General features: G+C 58.3%; 20 protein-coding genes. 4 read left to right on the top strand and 16 right to left on the bottom strand.

Annotated elements, in window-relative coordinates; genetic code table 11:
* Positions 1-9: 9 nt before the first annotated feature.
* The 16 genes from nucS to rho form a co-directional block, all read right to left on the bottom strand.
* Positions 10-702 (bottom strand): endonuclease NucS, encoded by a 693-nt coding sequence (nucS, locus tag KBX14_RS03530; RefSeq protein ID WP_070479532.1) that lies wholly within the window; start codon positions 700-702, stop codon positions 10-12.
* A gap of 45 nt (positions 703-747) precedes the next feature.
* Positions 748-1,221 (bottom strand): DUF2550 domain-containing protein, encoded by a 474-nt coding sequence (locus KBX14_RS03525; RefSeq protein ID WP_070362609.1) that lies wholly within the window; start codon positions 1,219-1,221, stop codon positions 748-750.
* 169 nt (positions 1,222-1,390) lie between these two features.
* Complete coding sequence (locus tag KBX14_RS03520) at positions 1,391-1,765, bottom strand: F0F1 ATP synthase subunit epsilon (RefSeq protein ID WP_070362610.1); 375 nt, start codon at positions 1,763-1,765, stop codon at positions 1,391-1,393.
* Between the two features lie 9 nt (positions 1,766-1,774).
* The gene (atpD, locus tag KBX14_RS03515) at positions 1,775-3,268 is read right to left on the bottom strand and encodes a F0F1 ATP synthase subunit beta (RefSeq protein ID WP_070362611.1); all 1,494 of its coding nucleotides are present in this window, start codon (positions 3,266-3,268) and stop codon (positions 1,775-1,777) included.
* Positions 3,269-3,271: 3 nt separating this feature from the next.
* Positions 3,272-4,246, bottom strand: a complete 975-nt coding sequence (locus KBX14_RS03510; RefSeq protein ID WP_070362612.1) for a F0F1 ATP synthase subunit gamma — start codon at positions 4,244-4,246, stop codon at positions 3,272-3,274.
* Between the two features lie 52 nt (positions 4,247-4,298).
* Positions 4,299-5,969: a F0F1 ATP synthase subunit alpha gene (gene atpA / locus KBX14_RS03505; RefSeq protein WP_252931755.1), complete on the bottom strand. Its 1,671-nt coding sequence runs from the start codon at positions 5,967-5,969 to the stop codon at positions 4,299-4,301.
* 9 nt (positions 5,970-5,978) lie between these two features.
* Positions 5,979-6,812 (bottom strand): F0F1 ATP synthase subunit delta, encoded by an 834-nt coding sequence (locus tag KBX14_RS03500; protein ID WP_070362614.1) that lies wholly within the window; start codon positions 6,810-6,812, stop codon positions 5,979-5,981.
* 5 nt (positions 6,813-6,817) lie between these two features.
* Positions 6,818-7,387, bottom strand: coding sequence for a F0F1 ATP synthase subunit B (locus KBX14_RS03495; protein ID WP_070362615.1), 570 nt, complete (start codon positions 7,385-7,387; stop codon positions 6,818-6,820).
* A 47-nt stretch (positions 7,388-7,434) separates the two neighbouring features.
* Complete coding sequence (locus tag KBX14_RS03490; RefSeq protein WP_070362616.1) at positions 7,435-7,677, bottom strand: ATP synthase F0 subunit C; 243 nt, start codon at positions 7,675-7,677, stop codon at positions 7,435-7,437.
* Between the two features lie 106 nt (positions 7,678-7,783).
* Entirely contained in the window at positions 7,784-8,578 is a 795-nt protein-coding gene (gene atpB / locus KBX14_RS03485) for a F0F1 ATP synthase subunit A (RefSeq protein WP_070362617.1), read from the bottom strand.
* Positions 8,579-9,019: 441 nt separating this feature from the next.
* The gene (locus KBX14_RS03480; RefSeq protein ID WP_240492719.1) at positions 9,020-9,481 is read right to left on the bottom strand and encodes a hypothetical protein; all 462 of its coding nucleotides are present in this window, start codon (positions 9,479-9,481) and stop codon (positions 9,020-9,022) included.
* A gap of 11 nt (positions 9,482-9,492) precedes the next feature.
* Positions 9,493-10,635, bottom strand: a complete 1,143-nt coding sequence (locus tag KBX14_RS03475) for an MraY family glycosyltransferase (RefSeq protein ID WP_070362618.1) — start codon at positions 10,633-10,635, stop codon at positions 9,493-9,495.
* On the bottom strand, positions 10,636-11,295 hold the full coding sequence (locus KBX14_RS03470) for an L-threonylcarbamoyladenylate synthase (RefSeq protein ID WP_070362619.1): 660 nt from the start codon (positions 11,293-11,295) through the stop codon (positions 10,636-10,638). It abuts the gene before it with no gap.
* Between the two features lie 37 nt (positions 11,296-11,332).
* Positions 11,333-12,199, bottom strand: a complete 867-nt coding sequence (gene prmC / locus KBX14_RS03465) for a peptide chain release factor N(5)-glutamine methyltransferase (RefSeq protein ID WP_305083514.1) — start codon at positions 12,197-12,199, stop codon at positions 11,333-11,335.
* A complete protein-coding gene (gene prfA, locus KBX14_RS03460; protein ID WP_070362621.1) occupies positions 12,186-13,259 on the bottom strand; it encodes a peptide chain release factor 1 in 1,074 nt (357 codons plus the stop codon). The genes prmC and prfA overlap by 14 nt, the downstream gene beginning before the upstream one ends.
* Entirely contained in the window at positions 13,259-15,097 is a 1,839-nt protein-coding gene (gene rho / locus KBX14_RS03455; RefSeq protein ID WP_070362622.1) for a transcription termination factor Rho, read from the bottom strand. Before rho ends, prfA begins: the two co-directional genes overlap by 1 nt.
* A 304-nt stretch (positions 15,098-15,401) precedes the next feature.
* Here rho and KBX14_RS03450 point away from each other — a divergent pair, with 304 nt between their 5' ends.
* From KBX14_RS03450 to moaC, 4 genes are all read left to right on the top strand, one after another.
* Entirely contained in the window at positions 15,402-17,144 is a 1,743-nt protein-coding gene (locus tag KBX14_RS03450; protein ID WP_256041848.1) for a long-chain fatty-acid--CoA ligase, read from the top strand.
* 62 nt (positions 17,145-17,206) lie between these two features.
* Positions 17,207-18,325 (top strand): GTP 3',8-cyclase MoaA, encoded by a 1,119-nt coding sequence (moaA, locus tag KBX14_RS03445; RefSeq protein WP_084028587.1) that lies wholly within the window; start codon positions 17,207-17,209, stop codon positions 18,323-18,325.
* A gap of 6 nt (positions 18,326-18,331) precedes the next feature.
* The gene (locus tag KBX14_RS03440) at positions 18,332-19,564 is read left to right on the top strand and encodes a molybdopterin molybdotransferase MoeA (protein ID WP_256041847.1); all 1,233 of its coding nucleotides are present in this window, start codon (positions 18,332-18,334) and stop codon (positions 19,562-19,564) included.
* A gap of 17 nt (positions 19,565-19,581) precedes the next feature.
* Positions 19,582-20,061, top strand: a complete 480-nt coding sequence (gene moaC, locus KBX14_RS03435; RefSeq protein WP_256041846.1) for a cyclic pyranopterin monophosphate synthase MoaC — start codon at positions 19,582-19,584, stop codon at positions 20,059-20,061.
* Positions 20,062-20,068 lie beyond the last annotated feature (7 nt).

The raw sequence follows: 20,068 nt of genomic DNA, 5'->3' as shown, positions 1-20,068 counted from the left end.
ATCGCTCCTCTAAAACAGGCGCAGCTCATCTGATTCGATTCCACGCAGGTCGTCATAGTCCAGCACAATACAGCGAAAACCACGATCTTCCGCGAGCGTGCGGGCCTGAGGCTTAATCTCCTGCGCAGCGAACACACCCTGTACTGGACGAAGTACGCTATCGCGGTTAAGCAGTTCAACATACCTGCTGAGCTGCTCGACGCCGTCGATCCCTCCCCGGCGTTTCACCTCAACGGCAACTGTCTTGCCGTCTGCGTCCTTGGCGAGCAAGTCGACTGGGCCAATCGCCGTCGGATACTCACGGCGGACGAGCGTAAACCCATCGCCGAGCGTAGAAATATGCTCAGCCAACAGCTCCTGTAGGTGCGCTTCCACCCCGTCCTTCACAAGACCTGGATCTTCACCGAGCTCCACGTTGGTATCAGACACGATCTCCTCGACCGTTATGCGAAGCTGTTCGCCTTTTGGGTTCTCCACGATCCACAACTCGTCCCCCGTGTCTTCCCCATCAATATCCACGACGGCTTGTTCACGTATCGTGCACGGCGGTGTCATCCAGTTCAGTGGTTTATAAGCACGGTCGTCTGCGTGGATCGACACAGACCCGTCAGCTTTCATCAAAATAAGGCGAAGCGCAGACGGCAAATGCGCATCGAGACGACCAACATAATCTACTGAACAGCGAGCAATGACAAGACGCATGGATACTAGGCTACCGGTCGTGTCATTCTGTACGGAATTATCCCGCTAGTAGCGCTGATCGCGGCCGCGGTCACGCAGCGCACGCCGACGCAGCGCCTCGTAATCAACCTTTTCCTGCCGCTCATCAGGTGCAGACTCAATCCATGAAATCAACGCCATCTGCGCGCGCTTCTGGCCCGCGAATTCAATATCGCCATCGGCACCGTGCAGCAGTACGGCTTCCTTAATCCCTGGCATGAACGACTGCTCTTCTTGACTCAGCGCTCGCATTCCCTCGAAGCTGGTCTGGGTGCGCTCAATGCACATGTCGTACTGGAATGACAAGGACCGCAGTTTATAAAAACGGAGCTCCTCCGCGTGATAGATCAGCACACCGTGGCGCCAACCGTGGACCCCGGTGGCCGGGAGTTGTCGGAACAGGCCTATCGCGCCGGAGTTGCGGAACATTAAAAAGCGCCACACGCACACAGTAATAACAAAGAACACAAAGAACAATGCCACGTACAGTAAAACGATCACATTGCACCTCTGCTTCGTTCAAACCGACCTTGATGAAAGTATGCGCTTCATTTTAGCGACCTTCGCTGCCAGTGCAAGCAACGAAGAAACGGAAAGCCCCGCTGCTAAAACAGCGGGGCTTTACAAGGTTGAGCGTGGCGCTCTACCTTCCTCCTACGCGGTGACCGCGTTAGCGAGATTCACTGCGACGGACGGCAGCAAGCTCGGCCTCTGCACGAGACTTCGCGAGTGCGTCATCAATGTTCTGAAGCTCTGCCTGAGCTTCATCACGATTCACTTCGTGGGCGAAGATGGCGTAATCCGCAAGAATGGTCACTTTGTCACCTTGCACGGAAAGGAACCCACCCTGGACGGCGGCGACGATGCGCTCGCCGTCGATTGGGCGGATGGTCACGACACCATTGTCCTTGAGCTGACCAAGGATGGGTTCGTGGCCAGGCAGAATGCCGATCTCACCTTCGGTAGTCTGAGCAGTCACGATGCTTGCTGGACCCTTCCAGAGCAAACGGTCTACCGAGACTAATTGAGCGGTAAGTTCAGCCATTATTGCCTCCTAGCCCTGCAGCTTCTTGTAGGCAGCCTCAACGTCATCCAAGCCACCCAGGCCGTTGAATGCCTGCTCTGGGTATGCATCGAATTCACCGTTGCACAGCTTCTCGAAGGCGTCGATAGTCTCCTCGAGAGGTACGTAGGAGCCCTCGTCGCCGGTGAACTTCTTAGCGACGAAGAAGTTCTGGCCCAGGAAGCGCTCGATCTTACGAGCACGCATAACCGTGACCTTATCCTCTTCAGAAAGCTCGTCCATACCGAGAATTGCGATGATGTCCTGCAGTTCCTTGTTCTTCTGCAGAATACCGATAACTCGCTGTGCAACCTCGTAGTGACGCTCGCCAACGATACCTGGCTCAAGGATGCGCGAGGTCGAGGTCAGCGGATCCACTGCTGGGTAAATACCCTTGGAAGCAATGGAACGCGAAAGCTCGGTCGTCGCGTCCAGGTGAGCGAAGGTCGTGGCCGGAGCCGGGTCGGTGTAGTCGTCAGCCGGAACATAAACTGCCTGCAGCGACGTAATCGAACGGCCCTTGGTCGAGGTAATGCGTTCCTGGAGAACACCCATCTCGTCTGCCAGCGTTGGCTGGTAGCCCACGGCCGATGGCATACGACCCAGCAGGGTCGAAACCTCAGAACCAGCCTGGGTGAAACGGAAGATGTTATCGATGAACAGGAGCACGTCCTGGTTCTGAACATCGCGGAAGTACTCCGCCATGGTCAGGCCGGACAGCGCGACACGCATACGAACCCCTGGCGGCTCATCCATCTGGCCGAAAACAAGGGCCGTATCTGGAAGAACGCCCATGTCCTCCATCTCGAGGAAGAGGTCCGTACCCTCACGGGTACGTTCGCCGACGCCGGCGAACACGGAGGTACCGGAGAACTCGCGTGCAATACGCGTAATCATCTCCTGGATGAGAACTGTCTTACCGACACCAGCACCACCGAAGAGGCCAATCTTGCCACCCTTCACGTAAGGGGTAAGCAGGTCGATGACCTTAATGCCGGTCTCAAGGATCTCGGTCTTGCCTTCCAAGTCCTTGAACGCTGGTGGCTCGCGGTGGATGCCCCAACGCTCACCACCGACGCCGACCGATGGGTCGTCCAAGCACTGACCAAGCGCGTTAAACACGTGGCCCTTGACCTGGTCGCCAACCGGAACGGAGATCGGATTGCCGGAGTCGCGTACCTGTGCGCCACGGACCAGACCGTCGGTTGGTGCCATGGCGATCGTGCGGACGAGGCTGTCACCCAAGAACTGGGCTACCTCAAGCACGATGGTGCGGGACATTTCGCCGAGGTCGATGTCAACCTCAAGCGCGTTGTACAAAGCGGGCAGCTCGCCACGCGGGAACTCCACGTCGACGACTGCGCCGATGACGCGCACGACGCGGCCATTCTCAGACCCTGCCGGGTTCTGAGCGAAATCGGACTCATTCTGAGCCTGACCCGTTGGCTCCTCGCCGAGCTCGTCGTAAGAGTGAGCAGTAGTCATGATTTAGTCACTTTCTCCACTACCAGACAGCGCGCCAGCGCCGCCGATAATCTCGGTGATTTCCTGGGTAATTTTTGCCTGACGGGCTTGGTTAGCCTCACGGGACAAGTTGTTCGCCAATTCGGTCGCATTGTCCGTAGCGTTCTTCATCGCCGTACGGCGTGAAGCGGACTCCGCTGCAGATGCCTCCAAGAAAATCGAGTACAGCGAGCGAGAAACATACGCCGGAAGCAGTTCGTCCATCAGCGTATCCGCATCAGGTTCGAAATCCATGTCCGGTTGCACATCCCCGCTTGTGGTGAGCATGTCTTCCTGCTCGTACTCGTAATCCTCAAGCACCGGCTCAATTGGGAGCAACTGGTGCACCCTGGCTTCTTGTGTCAACATCGACACAAATTCTGTGTACACCACGTGTACCTGGTCGAAGCCACGAACCTCCTGACCCTCAGGGCCATGCAGGCCCTCGCGCCACTTAGCGGTCCCTTCAGAGCTCGCCATGAAGCCGTCGATCAGGTGACGACGAACGTCGTGGGTCGCTTCCCACGAAGGCTTCTGGGACCAACCAGTCCAAGAGCCTTCGACCTCCATATCGCGGAAACGGTAGTGGGTCACGCCCTTACCGCCCGTGATGTAGCGGACGACTTCGTAGCCAGCTTCCTCAAGCATGCGCTCGAGCTCTGCTGCCTTCTTCAACACGTTGTGGTTATACCCGCCGGCCATACCGCGGTCTGATGTGACCACGAGGACTGCTGCGACTCGACCATTCTCACGCTCACGGAGCATGGGGTGATCGAGGGAGCTCGCAGCTGCGAGGCGTTCCATGACGTCTTTCAACTCGTCGGCATACGGCTTTGCCGCTTCGACGCGCTGCTGTGCCTTGGTGATCTGCGAAGTCGCGATCAGCTCCTGGGCTTTAGTGATTTTCTTCGTGGAGTTTACAGACCTAATACGGTCACGTAGTTCGCGAAGTGTTGCCATGGTTTACTCTCCTCCCTTCCTATATGTAGACGTTTACGTCTTGTTCCAAGAACTACTTCTTGGAACGGCCGACGTTAAGGGTATTTTTCTTGACCTCACGCTTGTCCAGCGGATCCGCCTCTGGCTCGCGCACGATGTGCTCACCGGTGGAGGACTGGAACGAGCGAGCGAAGTCATCATTGACGCGCAGCAGCGTCTGCTTGCTCGTATCGTCGAGCGCAGCGCCACCGGAGATCTGTTCGTAGACTTCCGGAGCGACGGAGCGAATGTGCTCCTGCAGCTCGAACTCGTAGCGACGCACGTCTTCGACGGGAACGACGTCAAAGGCGCCTTCGTTTGCAAGCCAGATAGATACGATCTGGAACTCAACAGGCTGCGGAGCGTTCTCCGACTGCTTGAGGAGCTCTACGAGACGCTGACCGCGCTCGAGCTGGCGCTTCGAAGCTGCATCGAGGTCGGACGCGAACGCAGCGAACGCTTCCAGGTCACGGTATGCAGCAAGGTCGAGACGCAGGTTACCTGCAACCTTCTTCATACCCTTAGTCTGCGCAGCGCCACCGACACGGGACACGGAGATACCCACGTCAATAGCTGGGCGAACACCCTGGTTGAAGAGGTCGGACTGGAGGAAGACCTGGCCGTCTGTAATCGAGATGACGTTGGTAGGAATGAACGCACCCACGTCGTTAGCCTTCGTCTCGATGATCGGCAGTGCGGTCAACGAGCCTGCACCCAGCTCATCGTTGAGCTTCGCAGCACGCTCCAGCAGACGAGAGTGCAGGTAGAACACGTCACCTGGGTATGCCTCGCGGCCTGGTGGACGACGCAGCAGCAACGAGATGGCACGGTATGCCTCTGCCTGCTTGGTCAGGTCATCGTAAATCACCAGCACGTGCTTGCCCTGGTACATCCAGTGCTGGCCCAGCGCTGCACCAGAGAATGGTGCGAGCCACTTGAAGCCTGCGGAGTCGGATGCAGGTGCAGCCACAATCGTGGTGTACTCAAGCGCGCCGTGCTGCTCGAGGGTTGCACGAACGCCAGCGATCGTGGAGCCCTTCTGGCCCACCGCGACGTAGATGCAACGAACCTGCTTCGACGGATCTCCGGTCTCCCAGAAGTGCTTCTGGTTCAGGATCGTGTCGATGCAGACTGCAGTCTTACCAGTCTTACGGTCACCAATGACGAGCTGACGCTGACCACGACCGATTGGGGTCATGGCGTCAATAGCCTTGATACCGGTCTGCATTGGTTCCTCAACCGGCTGGCGGTCGAGAACGCCTGCAGCCTGCAGCTCAAGCGCGCGCTCTTCGTTGGATTCAATTGGACCAAGGCCGTCAATTGGCTGGCCCAGTGGGTTAATAACGCGGCCGAGGAATTCCTCCCCAACCGGGATGGACAGAACTTCGCCTGTCCGCTTTACTTGGTCGCCCTCGGTGAGGGTCTCGAAATTACCCAGAACCACGACACCGATCGAATCGGTCTCAAGGTTCTGTGCGACGCCAATGACGCCGTTCGGAAACTCGAGCAGCTCATTCGTCATGCATCCTGGCAGCCCGGAAACCTGGGCAATACCATCTGCAGCCGAAGTCACCACGCCGACCTCCTCACGGGAGGCCTCCGCGGAGTAGCTCGAGGTGTAGTTCGCTATCGCGCTACGGATCTCATCGGAGGAGATCGTCAGCTCCGCCATGTTCTTCCTGCTCTCGGTAGTTTGTTCCAGCATTATCTCTTACTAAAGGGTCGCGTTGGCGAGAAGGTCGGTGCGCATGCGGTTCAACTTACCGCGCGTCGACCCGTCAATCAGTTCATCGCCGACTCGGATGGTCAGTCCACCGAGGAGGCTGGGGTCAACCTCAGAATGGATCGCCATCTCACGACCGTAAATGTTCTCAAGTTTCTGTGCCAGTGCATCGCGCTGCGCATCAGAGAGCGCCTGTGCGGTGACCACACGTGCCACGGCCTTCCCACGCAACGCGGCGACGTCAGCTGCCAGAGCAGCGAGATCGTCTACCGGGTGGTGTTCTGGACGGCCAATGACCTGCAAAGCTAGCGCTTCAGTAACCGTGGTGACCTTGCCGTAAATGACATTCGCAAGCAGACCGCGCTTCTGTGCGGCTGTAGCGGTTCGGTCGGAGAGAAGCTGAGTAAGCTTCCGCTCCTTCTCAAGCAAGGTGGAGAGTTGGTACAGCTCGTTTTCGACCTGCTCCAACTGCCCTTGAGCCTCCGCGCCCTTCATCAGCGCGCGTCGACCTAGGTTGATCAGGCCTGCGCGGAACTCGCGCGGGTTTGACCACTCCTCGGAAGCTGCTGCAGCAAGGATCTGTGCCGTAGGCTCTGCCACCTTGGCACCGAAAACATCGTTGATGATCCCGCGACGCTGCGCGGCGTCAAGCGAGTTATCAGCGACAGCGATGCGCAGTGCACGCTCGGCGTCCAGCTGATCCACGGTCAGGAACAGTTCCGTACCAAGCTGCAATGCAACAGCAACGGTGTCCCCTGCCCCTTGAATCAGCTGATCAAGCTGCTCAGAAACTTTTGTTTGTGCTTCGCGACTAGCTGCCTTCATTTCGCCTACTTCCTCGTAGAAACGTTGTCGAGTTCGGCGAGGAAAGCATCAATCGTGTTCGAGCGGCGGGTATCATCCGAAAGCTCGGTACCCAGCAGACGCTCTGCCAGACTGATGGAGTTCTGACCCATCTCGTTGCGCAGTTCAGCGACGACCTGCTCGCGGGAAGCCAGAAGCTGCTTTTCGCCTGCTTCAACAATTCGACGAGACTCTTCCTCAGCGCGCTCACGAAGTTCTGCCTGAATCTCCTTGCCCTTTGCCCGGGCAGCTTCACGGATCTCAGCAGCTTCGGCACGTGCCTCAGCGAGTTCAGCGTTGTTCTTTTCTAGAGCAGCCTTAGCCTCGGCCTGGGCAACCTGAGCACGCTCAATGCCGCCCTTGATTCGGTCTTCGCGCTCCGCCAGTACTTCCTGGAACTTCGGAAGGACAAACTTCCAGAAGAGCAAGAACACGATGACGAAGACAACGGTCGACCAAACCACGTCGTACATGGCAGGCAGGAGAATGGACGGCTCCGTCTCAAGCGGAAGCTTCTCTCCCTCTGCCAACACGAAAATATCGTTGACGTTAGTCATTGGTTGCTCCTGATCTAAAAAGTGTACGTGGAATTCGTGAGTTCTTTTTAGAACAGGAAGCCTGCAACGAGGCCAATCAGGGCAAGTGCCTCAACGAAGGCGATACCCAGGAACATGGTGGTACGCAGCTGGCCGGCCATCTCTGGCTGACGTGCCATACCCTCAACGGTCTTACCGACCAGCATGCCGATGCCGATACCAGGGCCGATGGTAGCGAGGCCGTAGCCGATGGTGCCGAGACCGGTGTATTCGGTAGCGGCTGCTGCCTGAGCAAGAATGATGTCGTTCATGTGAAAGTCGTTCCCTTTCTTGGTGTTTGCTTGCAACGCTTCCTGCAAACAAACGAGTGACAATTTGTATGGGGTTTATTCAGTTTGACCAGTAGGTTGCGCTTTGTTAGTGCGCGTCTGCATGCAGCGACAGTTCGATGTACACCGCAGTCAACAGAGCGAAGATGTACGCCTGCAGGAAGATAATGATTAACTCATACAGGGTGAACAGCAACGCCGCGATCAGGGTCAGCCCTGACACACTCGTCCAGGCCGAGATCTGCCAGAAGAAGAAGTTCGTAGCAGAGTACAGCAGAACGAGAATGATGTGGCCAGCCAGGAAGTTCGCCATAAGACGAAGTGCCAGCGTGACCGGACGCAGAATGAACGTCGAGAAGAACTCGATCGGCACAACAAGGAAGTGCAGAGCGAACGGCAACCCAGGAATCACGGTCGAGTGCTTGAAGAAGGCAACGCCGTAGCGCTGCACGCCCGCGTAGATCATCGCGATGTAGGCGACAACGGCCAACACAATCGGCATACCGATACGTGCGTTTGGCGAGATGTTGAGGCCAGGGATGATCGTGGCGACATTCATGAACAGGATCGTGAAGAAGATTGTCGCGATTACCGGCAAGAAGCGCCGGCCCTCTTTCTTCCCCAGCGTGTCTTCGGCGATGTGGATGCGGACGAAATCCACGCCCAACTCACCGATATTCTGCAGACCCTTAGGAACCAGTTTTGGCTTCCTAAAAGCAATAACAAAGAGGACCACCAGTACTGCCGCCATGAACAGGCGAACCAGCATGATACGGTCCAGCGCGAACCAGCCATTGGCGAAATCTTCACCAATAAACTGGTCGAACGTGTGCCCCGGGAAAAATTCTGGACCCAATTGGGGTGCGTGGAATGTACCCTTCATGGCCAAAGTTGTAACGCTCAGCGTTCTCTCCCGTTCTCGGGCCGCACTTAATGTGCGGTGCGATGGACGTCTCCAACAAGCTGTCTCCGTGGCGGACTCCGTCGCACATCTTCTACCACGGGACAGGGGATGTATTTTCGTGCTTCTTCCAGCGAAAAATAAGGAAGCAGCAAACCTTAACTAACCCGCCCGATACTTTAACAGGTCACAGCGTATTTTCACGCTTTAGGGGGTCTTCCAAAGCTTCTTCTGAGCATTTTTCGGTACCACGCCATTAAATATGGCTGGTACTGGCGTTTTCACCTAAAATGTTACTTCCCCCACACCCGTTCCAAAAAGGGGTAGACACCCACAAATTCGGTAGTAATTCCCCTACATTCCGACATAGAAAAGCGTTGCCACCCCAAGGCGAGGGGGTAGCAACGCAAATGTCTGTACGCCTTAAGGCTTCTGAATATATGCCGTTCGTACGCTCAGTACCCCCATGGCTTCGGCGCCTAACGCAACAACAAGTGCCGCGATCGTAGTTACGCCGAATGCTGTCGAGTCGTAAAACGTCGCGTTCCGAAGCCCAAGCAAGATAAGCACGATGACGACCATCTTGATGAGCCAACCGCCGAGTACGACAGCCATCGTGGTTGTAGGGGTGGAATTTGACGTCACAAGAACACTGATAGCGGTCAACAGCACAAAGCCACCACCAATACCGACCCCCATCAATACAGCCCAAAGACCTGGCGCGCCGCTCACGGCTCCCCATGCCATCAGCGAAATGATAAGCAGCGCCAGCAATGCCAACGTTCCGAAGCGCAGCGCGCGCAGCAGCGGTCGCCGTTGGTCCTCATACTGCTCAGTGTCTGACACTTCCAGGTTCGGCGTCACAGGGTTCTTTGGAGTATCCACGATTGGACATCCTACACAGATACCGGGCCGATCTTGCCTTTCAGCCATGGAATGAGCGTCGCAACAAAGGCCACCACCAACGAAAGGACGGTAAAAGCTACAGCAAATCGGGTGGGGACGATCGAAAAGCTCACCGCACCGAGGGCTACTGCAGAAATCCACATATAGAGGACCAAAACAGTGCGTCTGTGTGTATGCCCGAGGCGAAGCAGTCGGTGGTGAATATGTCCGGCGTCTGCCTCCCACGGTCGCTGTCCACGAATCACCCGTCGAATAACCGCCCAAATCAGGTCAAGCAACGGCAAGGCAATTGCAGCAAGCACAACGATGATTGGGCTCACTAATGCCACCATGTCCGCAGCCCCATAGAGTGACATGTTGATCTTGCCCGACGCTGACGTCGACGCGGCTGCCAGCAGCAATCCAATAAGCATCGCGCCTGAGTCCCCCATGAAAATTCGGGCAGGCTCGAAATTATGCGGCAAGAACCCGGCACAAATTCCGACGAGAATCGAGCAAATGATCGCCGGCGGGTAGGCCGAAACAGCACCACCCTGGTCGTGGAGCACAGTGAGGGAGAAGAGAAGGATAGCTCCCCCGGCGATCATCCCCAGGCCAGCAGCGAGTCCGTCAATGCCATCAACAAAGTTCACAGCGTTGATAATCAACACAGTGAAGAACGCGGACAACAACATACCCTGCACTTGATCGAGGATTAGCGTGGTCCCCTCCCCAAACGGGACGTAAAAGACGGTAAAGACCAGTCCAAGAAAGCTCATGAGGCCAGCTACCAAGAGTTGTCCGCACAGCTTTACGACGGCCCCAAGCTCGTAGAGGTCGTCGATAATTCCAAGAATCACGATGCCGCTCGCACCAGCGAAGACTGCCGTCATTTCGGGCGTCACCGGTGCGAACCCACGTGTGAGCGCCGGGAGCTGCTGCGCAAGAAAAAGGGCGCACACGAGCCCTGTAAACATGGCAAGGCCACCGACAGAAGGCGTCGGCTGGGTATGCACATCGCGTTTGCGGATCTCTGCCACCCTGCCCGTCCGAACGAGCGCTGTGCGCACCACGCCTGTGAGCAGGTAGGTGATCGCTGCGGCAACAAGCAGAACCAAGCCCAATTCACGCAGCGGGACTCCGGCGCCGCCCATCTACTTCCTCCGCAACTGCTCTGGGTCAAGTTTTAGGACTTGAGCAATGCGTTCCGTGCTGATAGCTCCCTCTCGCAGGATGACTGGGCTAGGGCCAGAAATATCGATAATCGTTGACGGGGTGCCAACTTCGGCGGGCCCACCCTCGAGATACACGCCGACTGCCTCCCCGAACTGCTGGCGTGCAGCAGCCGCGTTGAGCGCTGGTGGATTGCCCGTCAGGTTCGCCGACGAGACCGCCATCGGGCCAGTTCGCTGCAGAAGTTCAAGCGCCAGGGGTTGATTCGGCATCCGCAACAACACGGTGCCACGAGTGTCGCCGAGATTCCAGGGAAGGCTCGGGGCTTCCGGAACGACGATTGAAAGCCCTCCCGGCCAAAACGCTTCAACGAGAGTTTTAGCGGTGTCCGTGAACTCCCGCACCAGCCCCTGGATAGTAGTCCAAGACCCTACCAACACTGGCACTGGCATATCGGGGCCCCGCCGCTTCGTTGCCAGCAGTGTCGCCACCGCCTGGTTATTAAATGCGTCGGCGCCGATGCCGTAGACGGTGTCAGTAGGAAGGACGATGCAACGCCCCTCTTTCACTGCGGCTTCTGCTGCCTGCAGTCCTTGTTCGCGTTCTTCTGGTTCGAGGCACTGGAAAACCCTACTCGCCATAATGCTCCTCGTCTCCTTTGTTCAGTACCGGACTAGCTTACTCGCTCCGCTTCCGGGCACAGACAAAGCGTTGCTTTCCGGTGAGGTCCGCTAACCGCTCCACTCTTTCGAACATGCCGGATGCCGTAACGGCGTCGACAGTCAGGTCAGAAGTTGCGTCATCATGTTCAACTGCAAATACTCCGCCCGGTTTCAGCAGCGCCGCAGCCACCGGAACCAGGCCACGTATCGCATCCATACCGTCGTCTCCGGAAAAGACTGCCTCCGGTGGGTCTACGTAGACCTCTGGGTCCAGACCGTCGGTATTGGGAACGTACGGCGGGTTGCTTACCACCATGTCTACGGTGCCATGCAGCGTAGACAACAAGTTGTGATCAGTCATGTCCCCTTCGACGATCCGGACGTTCAAGCCGAGTTCATCGCGATTTCGTTGGGCATACTCGCGAGCAGCTTCGGACCGCTCCACCGCGATCACCTCGGCGCACGGTGCCGCATGCGCGATGTAGAGCGCGAGCGCGCCCGAACCAGTGCCCAGATCCACGACAGTGGGCGCCTGCGAAGTGGCGGACTGCTGCAATGTCTTCACTGCCCAATCGGCTAGGACCTCGGTCTCCGGCCGCGGGATAAACACGCCTGGTCCGACACGCAGCGTCAAAGGCCCAAACGGCGCGGCTCCAACGATGTGCTGGAGTGGTTCGCGCGATGCCCGGCGTTGAATCGCTGCTTCAAACGCTGTTTCAAACTCCTGGTCAACGTCGAGGAACAGTACGTTCATCGGGGTGTCGTCGAGAAGCCAGGCAGCGATCAACCTCGCGTCGACTGCTGGCGTGGCAACGCCCGCGGCCGCAAGCATCTCCGCGCCACGGGCGATGACCTGTTGAGCGGGTTGTTTACTCGGCTTCAAGTCGTTCCTGCCGCTCGTGTGTCTGCAACGCCGTAATCAGATCGTCCATGTTGCCATCGAGCACCGTGTCAAGGTTGTTCGCCTTGTAGTTGATGCGGTGATCCGAAATACGGTTTTCGGGCCAGTTATAGGTCCGAATGCGCTCGGAGCGGTCCATAGTCCGCACCTGGGAAGCGCGTCCCTCGGCGGCTTCGGCCTCGGCCTTCTCGCGCTCGAGCTGGTCAAGGCGAGCTTGCAACACCTGCATTGCGCGGGCGCGGTTCTGAATCTGCGAGCGCTCGTTCTGACAGGTCACCACGATATTCGTCGGCAGGTGGGTAATACGCACGGCGGAGTCAGTGGTGTTCACACCCTGGCCGCCCTTGCCGGAGGATCGGTAGACATCAACGCGAATGTCTTTCTCATCAATATTTACCGACGCCACTTCGTCCGGCTCCGGGAACACATATACACCCGCGGCCGACGTCTGAATGCGGCCCTGCGACTCGGTGACTGGCACGCGCTGCACACGGTGTACGCCACCCTCAAATTTCAGCTTGGACCATGCACCGTCACGTGACGGCGTCTTCGCCTTCACCGCGACGGTCATATCCTTTACGCCGCCAAGGTCCGACTCAGACAAGTCGAGTACTTCCCAGGTCAAGCCGTGCTTCTCGCAGTACTTTTGGTACATGCGGGCGAGGTCGCCAGCGAAGAGGGCCGCCTCTTCACCGCCAGCACCGGCCTTGAGCTCCATGATGATGTCATCACCATCGTGCTCGTCGCGAGGTGCGAGCAGGTCCGCGAGTTCCTCCTCAAGCGCGACGATCTCTTTCGCAAGGCGTTCAGCTTCTTCGGCGAACTCTTTGTCTTCGTACGCCATCTCAGCCGCAGCTTCGTGATCTTCCCTCGCCTGGTTCAGCGCGTCGTTGACCTTGATGATCGGCTGCAGTTCGGCGTAGCGCTTTGAAAGCTTCCGGAATTTATCCTGGTCGCCCGCAATATCTGGGTCGCCCATCTGGGCCTGAATGCCCTCGTATTCGGCGACGTAGTCGTCGACGAGCGAAACTTCGCCAGCCATTAGATGTACTCCTCTGCGTCTTGATCGGCCACCATTGGTGCCGAGTTGGCAACGCCCATCAGGAACTCGCCGTTGCTCTTCGTCTTCTTCAACTGCTTGATCAGCATGTCGATGGACTGCTGCGGGTCAAGTGCCGACAGGATTCGACGCAACTTGTGCATCACGCGCGCTTCATCCGGCCCCATAAGCAGGTCATCCTTGCGGGTACCAGACGGGTTGACGTCGACAGCTGGGAAGACCCGGCGTTCCGCGATCTTACGATCAAGCTTCAGCTCGGCGTTACCGGTGCCCTTGAACTCCTCAAAGATGACGGTGTCACCAGCGGAGCCCGTCTCCACCATCGCCGTAGCGATGATCGTAAGCGAGCCACCCTCCTCGATGTTGCGCGCAGCACCCAGGAAACGCTTCGGCGGGTACAGTGCGTTGGAATCAACACCACCGGACAGGATACGGCCCGATGCCGGCGACGAATTGTTGTACGCGCGACCCAGGCGCGTGATCGAGTCGAGGAGGACTACAACGTCTTGGCCCATCTCAACGAGGCGCTTGGCGCGTTCAATCGCGAGCTCCGCGACAGCGGTGTGCTCTGACGGCGGGCGGTCGAAGGTGGAGGCGATAACCTCACCCTTCACACTGCGTTGCATGTCCGTGACTTCCTCAGGACGCTCGTCAACGAGGACGACCATCAGGTAGCACTCTGGGTTGTTCTTCGCGATTGCGTTCGCGATGTTCTGCAGAATTGTCGTCTTACCAGCCTTTGGAGGGGAGACGATCAGTGCACGCTGACCCTTACCAATCGGCATGACCAGGTCGATCACTCGCGTGGTCAGGATGTTTGGCTCTGTCTCCAGGCGCAGACGCTTATTCGGATACAGCGGGGTCAGCTTGTGGAATTGCTTGCGCTGCTTAGCGTCCTCTGGCGTCATGCCGTTCACGGAATCGACACGGACCAACTGGTTGTAGCGCTGGCGGTTGCGGCCAGAGCCATGCTGGTGACCCTGCCCGTTCGCGCGCACCTGACCGATGACCGCATCGCCGGAGCGCAACCCATTCGCCCGAACGAGGCGGTTGTTCACGTACACATCTGCGCTGCTCTGACGGTAACCAGTGGTGCGGATAAATGCAGCATTGTTGTCAATGACGTCGACGATGCCGGCTACTTCCTGCAGCTCTTCTGGTGGGATGTTCTGGTTATCCTGCTGGTCACGGTTGTTGTCACGGCCGCGGCGTCCACGACGGCCACGGCGTCCACGACGGCCTCCTCCGTCTTCGTCATGGTCGCGGTTGTTACGACCGCCGCGGTCATTGCGTTGGTTGCGGCCGCGGCCGCCGTTGCCGTCGTTGTTGTTTTCAGACTTTTCGTCGGCCGAGCCGTTATCGTGCTTTTCGGGCTTATCGTTCTTCTCGTCGTTCGAGTGCTTCTGTTCTGCGTCGGCATCGTGGGACTCATGATTGTGTCGCGCACGGTTTCGGCGAGCACGGCGTGCCGCAGATCGGGACTCATAGCGCCCCTCGTGCTGCCCGGACTGCTGCTCTTTGCCCTTTTCCTCTTTGCCCGTCTTGTCGCCTTGTTCCTCACTATTTTCAGCGGGATCTGCGGCCTTGCGGGTGGCGCGGCGACGGTTGTCGCTGTGAGTTTCCTCTTCTACTGCCTTCGCAGGTTCTACTGCCTTCGCAGGAGCCTTTCCAGGCACGGTGCCAGTAGTAATTGCTTGGATAAGCTCGCCCTTCCGCAGACCGGAGACACCTTTGAGGCCTTTTTCTGCAGCAAGTTTGCGCAGTTCAGGAATCTTCAGCGCTTGAAGGTCAGTTCCTGCTGCGTTTCCCGTATCTGTCACGGATGTCCTTTCGTCACTTCGCCAGCAAAGAGAGTGAACACTGATTCGAAGCTTTCGTGTGCATTGTGTCGTTTCGTTCACTGTGCGCTGCAACTTCGTTAGCAGTAACTGAATTGCCTGCGCGCTCCCCCATGGTCAGTGAAAACCATGTAATAAAACTACGCCACTGCACGTAGATTGCAAAAAGGGGAAGCGGATCGATGAGGTTGGCTGCGCAGCAAAGTTCGTGCGATGCGCGTGATCCGCCTCGTATTGTATCGCATGATTGAATTGCGCGTGCTTCATTCGCGCTAAAGTGGTGCCCATGCTTTCAACGATGCAGGAAGTGCCGTTTTCCGTCGGTCGCATTTTGGAGTATGGGCGCACCGCTCACGCCTCGACGAAGTGTACGACGTGGGGGCCCACGGGCGCCGAAGAGTGCACGTTTGCGGACATTGGCGCGCGGGCCAGCGCTTTTGCCAACGCTGCGGAAAACTTGCTGGGCATTGACGGGGACCAGCGCGTGGCTACGTTCATGTTTAACTGCTCCGAGCATATTGAGGTGATGTTTGGTACCGCCGCGAAAGGCGCCGTGTTCACCCCACTGAATATTCAGTTGATGCCGGATCAGATTGCCTATGTGGTGAATCATTCAGAGGCGAAGGTCATTGTGGCTGATCCGCGGCTAGCTGAAAAGCTTGGCCGAGTGATGGAGATGTGCCCGCTGGTTGAGCACATTGTTTTTATTGGCGCTCTGCTCAGCGACGACGTCCTTGGGTTGTCGTTCGGAGCTGCCAAGGTGCATAGCTACGAGCAGCTTCTCGACGGCCAAGCAACACGGTACTCGTGGCCGGAACTGCCAGAAAACACTGCAGCCGCACTGGTGTATTCGACAGCCACGACTGGCGCGCCAAAAGGCGTGGCGTATTCGCACCGTTCCCTTTGGCTCGAGGCGATGACGCTTCGCTCAACGGATTCACTAGCGATTACGCACGGCGAGTCTTTCCTGTGCTGCATCCCCATCTATCACGTGTTGAGCTGGGGCGTACCGTTTGCAGCGTACGTCACCGGCGCACCGATGGTGCTACCAGGTGCCGACGTTTCCGCACCGACGCTGGCAACGATTATTGCCTCGACGCACCCACGCGTGGCGCACGGTGTACCGACGCTGTGGATCCAGCTAATGGTGCACTATCTGCATACGCCGCCTGAGCGCATGAGTTTGCAGGAGATCTTCGTCGGAGGCTCTCCTGCCCCGCCTGCACTGATCAAGGTGTGGGAGGAACGCTACGGTGTCGACGTCGTCCACGTGTGGGGCATGACGGAAACGTCAACTGTCGGCACGGTGGCACGCCCGCCATCAGGCGCTTCAGGCGAAGCTCGCCAGGCGTATCGTGTGTCCCAGGGACGGTTTGTGCCATGGCTGGAATACCGGGTGGTCAACGATGGAGAGGTGATGGCATCAACTGACCTTTCACAAGGCGAGATGCAGGTGCGAGGAAATTTGGTTGCCAACGGCTACTACCACTCGCCAACCCAAGAAAAGGGCGAGTTGGCCTCGACGTTCCGGGGCAAAGAGATTAATGACGCCCGCCACCACTTCACTGAAGACGGCTGGCTGCGCACTGGTGATGTCGGAACGGTCACCGCCGATGGCTACATGACGTTGTACGACCGTGCACGCGACGTTATCCGATCTGGTGGCGAATGGATCTATTCCGCGCAGGTGGAAAACCTCATCATGGAAGCCGAAGATGTCATCGAGTGCGCTGTGATTGGCTTCCCCGACCGCCAGTGGGGCGAGCGCCCACTGGCTATTACCGTGCTTTTGGACGATATCCCGCGCACCGCGGAAACAGCGGAGCGGTTGCGAAAGAACCTCGCCGATGTGTTACCAACATGGATGGCACCTGAGTATTGGACGTTCGTCGATGTGATCGACAAGACTTCGGTGGGCAAGTTTGACAAGAAGGACCTAAGGAAACACCTCGCCAAGGGCGACTATGAGATTATCGCGCTGCCTGGCCCGGGTAACCGCGGAAGGAGGGCACAAACACCCGAGCAATAAACACGGGTTTTTCACTGCTAATTCTTGACCTGGCGTATTTCGTACTTATTATTGACAGCACTATGCCCATTCACCTTCCTCTTGCATCGCCGTTAGCGTCCCGCGCAGCTTCCGACGGTCCACTCGCACCAAACGCCAGCTTGGACCCAGGTGAGCAGCCCGCCCCGCGCACGCTCGACGATCGTTTTGGGCGTACGGCACGAGACCTCCGGGTCAGCCTTACCGACCGCTGCAACCTGCGTTGCACGTACTGCATGCCTGCAGAGGGCCTTGAATGGATGCCAACTGAAGAGGCACTCACCGACGAGGAGACTATCCGGCTGATCCGCCTGGCTGTGGAGCACCTCGGCATCCGCCAGGTGCGTTTCACAGGGGGCGAGCCACTGCTGCGGCGCTCGTTGGAACGCATCATCAGTGAGACGAAGACCATGCGCACCGACGAGGGCGTCGCACCCTCAACTGCGGTCACCACGAATGCCCTGGGCCTTGCGCGCCGGGCGCAGAGGCTTGCCGACGCCGGCCTCGACAGAGTGAATGTTTCGCTCGATACCACGGATCGGGAGCTTTACGCACAGCTCACCCGCAGAGACCGCATCGACGACGTGTTTGCGGGCATCGACGCCGCAGTGGAAGCAGGCCTTCAGCCGGTGAAGGTCAACGCGGTAGTGATGCCGGGCATCAACGAAGACGGTGTCACAGACCTCGTGCGCTTTGCGCTGGAACGCGGGCTGCAGCTGCGTTTTATCGAACAAATGCCGCTGGGCCCACGCGAGCAGTGGAAGCGCACCGACATGGTGACGGCGCATGACTTGGTTGAGCGTCTCCGCCACGATTTCACGCTTGCACCTGCCGTCGAGCCACGGGGTTCTGCACCCGCTGCCCTATGGGATGTCACAGACGGTACTCGCAGCGGCAAGCTTGGGATTATCGCGTCTGTGACACACCCTTTCTGTGGCGCCTGCGACCGAACCCGCCTCACGACTGACGGCTCCATCCGGTCCTGCCTGTTCTCGAAAGCGGCCGACGAGGTCTCGCTCCGCGACGTCATGCGTGGGGGCGCCTCCGACGCGGAGCTCGCGGACCTCTGGTCGAAAGCCATGTGGCTGAAAAAGCCCGGACACGGCATTGATGACGAGGGCTTCCTGCAGCCGGAGCGCCTCATGAGCGAAATTGGTGGTTAGCAACTAATGAACACTCTTCCTTCTGTCAACGAACATCTGGCCCGTGTCCTGGCTGCGGCGCGGCCCCGTATTAAGCGCGACGTCCCATTAGGTGACTGCGTAGGCCAGGTACTCGCAGCCGACGTCGTGGCACGGTTCCCAGTGCCACCTTTTTCAAACTCGGCGGTCGACGGCTTCATAGCCCACGAGTCGGATCTATTCGGTGACGGGCCGTGGGTACTGCCTGTAGCTGGTGAGATCCCGGCCGGACATGACGCAATCGATTGTCCAGCTGGCCACGCAGTCCGAATCATGACTGGCGCACCGATGCCGCAACAGGACGGTCTTCATGTCGTCCCCGTCGAGCAGACGAATATCCCTCGAGGCCCTTATCCTCTCCCTGACGAGGTCCAGATTACTTCTGTTGACCTTGGCCGTTCCCACATCCGACATGCTGGTGAGAATGTCGGCGTCGGTGAAGTCGTTGCGCGAGAGGGAACACGGATTGATGCTGGCACACTCGCCGCACTTGTCGCCACTGGTGTCCGCACTGTGGACGTTTTCGAACGCCCGACCGTCGCAGTCGTCTCTACTGGCGACGAGCTCGTTGCCTGGCCCGGCGACATTCGCGGCGCGCAAATTCCCGATTCAAACCTGCCAATGGTGGCGACGCTTCTGCGCGAAAGCGGCTACGCCAAGGTATTCACGATGCACGCTGATGACGATACGCAATCGACCGAGGTCTTACTCCAGCAGGCCGCGCAGCAGGCAGACATCGTGGTCACTACCGGCGGAGTCAGCGCTGGAGCGTACGACGTAGTCCGCACTGTCACAGCCTCCTCACCAGATATGTGGTTCGGCCATGTCGCCCAGCGCCCGGGAAGTCCGCAGGGCGTTGGACGTTGGTCTGAAGCTGCATTTATTTGCCTGCCCGGAAATCCAGTTGCGGCGTTCGTCTCGTGCGCGCTGTACGCGATCCCGTTACTGCGCGCGAGTGCCGGGGACCACACGCGTTGCAGCATGGACGAGCGAACAATGGTGGAAGCGGACGTCGATACGCACTTCCCCGCCCCGCGTGCTGATCGTCATGTATTCGTACCTGTGCGCCTGCACACCGAACACGGTGCTGTCCGCGCTGAAGCCTTTGCCGGCGGACATGGCGGCTCCGGATTCGTGGCTTCCCTACCTGCAGTGGACGGAATCGCGGTCCTTGCCCCTGGAACCGACGCCCCCACTCGCATCCCAGTGATGCTGTTTTAAAGAAAGAAAGACTCAACATGAAATTTACCCATCTCAATGCTGCTGGCCAGGCCTACATGGTTGACGTTACGGAGAAGCAGCCAACCGTTCGGAATGCAACCGCGCAAGGTGAAGTCGCTTGCTCGCCTGAGGTGATGAAGGCACTGCGTGAAGGCACCGTGCCGAAAGGCGACGTGTTAGCCGTTGCACGCGTCGCAGGCATTTCGGCTGCGAAGCGCGTGCCGGACTTGCTGCCACTCGCCCACACGATTGGCGTACACGGTTGCGCGGTAGACGTGGAGTTGCGCGAAGACCACGTTTTCATCGAGGCCACCGTTCGCACGGCGGACCGCACCGGTGTCGAGATGGAGGCGCTGACCGCTGTCAGCGTTGCGGCACTTGCCATCGTGGACATGGTCAAGGGTGTCGACCGTTCGGCTTATGTGCGCCGGATGGGGATCGTGGCAAAGTCTGGTGGCCGCTCTGGCGACTGGTCGCGCGAGCTTCCCGAGACATAGCGTGCGA

Source organism: Corynebacterium sp. CCUG 61414 (genome assembly GCF_024453945.1).
In the GTDB taxonomy this organism is placed as follows: domain Bacteria; phylum Actinomycetota; class Actinomycetes; order Mycobacteriales; family Mycobacteriaceae; genus Corynebacterium; species Corynebacterium pseudogenitalium.
This window is presented reverse-complemented; position numbering and strand designations above follow the sequence as displayed.

Coding starts and splice junctions, on each gene's coding strand:
- nucS (WP_070479532.1), bottom strand. CDS start 702: ATGCGTCTTGTCATTGCTCGCTGTTCAGTAGATTATGTTGGTCGTCTC.
- KBX14_RS03520 (WP_070362610.1), bottom strand. CDS start 1,765: ATGGCTGAACTTACCGCTCAATTAGTCTCGGTAGACCGTTTGCTCTGG.
- atpD (WP_070362611.1), bottom strand. CDS start 3,268: ATGACTACTGCTCACTCTTACGACGAGCTCGGCGAGGAGCCAACGGGT.
- KBX14_RS03510 (WP_070362612.1), bottom strand. CDS start 4,246: ATGGCAACACTTCGCGAACTACGTGACCGTATTAGGTCTGTAAACTCC.
- atpA (WP_252931755.1), bottom strand. CDS start 5,969: ATGCTGGAACAAACTACCGAGAGCAGGAAGAACATGGCGGAGCTGACG.
- KBX14_RS03500 (WP_070362614.1), bottom strand. CDS start 6,812: ATGAAGGCAGCTAGTCGCGAAGCACAAACAAAAGTTTCTGAGCAGCTT.
- KBX14_RS03495 (WP_070362615.1), bottom strand. CDS start 7,387: ATGACTAACGTCAACGATATTTTCGTGTTGGCAGAGGGAGAGAAGCTT.
- KBX14_RS03490 (WP_070362616.1), bottom strand. CDS start 7,677: ATGAACGACATCATTCTTGCTCAGGCAGCAGCCGCTACCGAATACACC.
- atpB (WP_070362617.1), bottom strand. CDS start 8,578: ATGAAGGGTACATTCCACGCACCCCAATTGGGTCCAGAATTTTTCCCG.
- KBX14_RS03475 (WP_070362618.1), bottom strand. CDS start 10,635: ATGGGCGGCGCCGGAGTCCCGCTGCGTGAATTGGGCTTGGTTCTGCTT.
- KBX14_RS03470 (WP_070362619.1), bottom strand. CDS start 11,295: ATGGCGAGTAGGGTTTTCCAGTGCCTCGAACCAGAAGAACGCGAACAA.
- prfA (WP_070362621.1), bottom strand. CDS start 13,259: ATGGCTGGCGAAGTTTCGCTCGTCGACGACTACGTCGCCGAATACGAG.
- KBX14_RS03450 (WP_256041848.1), top strand. CDS start 15,402: ATGCTTTCAACGATGCAGGAAGTGCCGTTTTCCGTCGGTCGCATTTTG.
- moaA (WP_084028587.1), top strand. CDS start 17,207: ATGCCCATTCACCTTCCTCTTGCATCGCCGTTAGCGTCCCGCGCAGCT.
- KBX14_RS03440 (WP_256041847.1), top strand. CDS start 18,332: ATGAACACTCTTCCTTCTGTCAACGAACATCTGGCCCGTGTCCTGGCT.
- moaC (WP_256041846.1), top strand. CDS start 19,582: ATGAAATTTACCCATCTCAATGCTGCTGGCCAGGCCTACATGGTTGAC.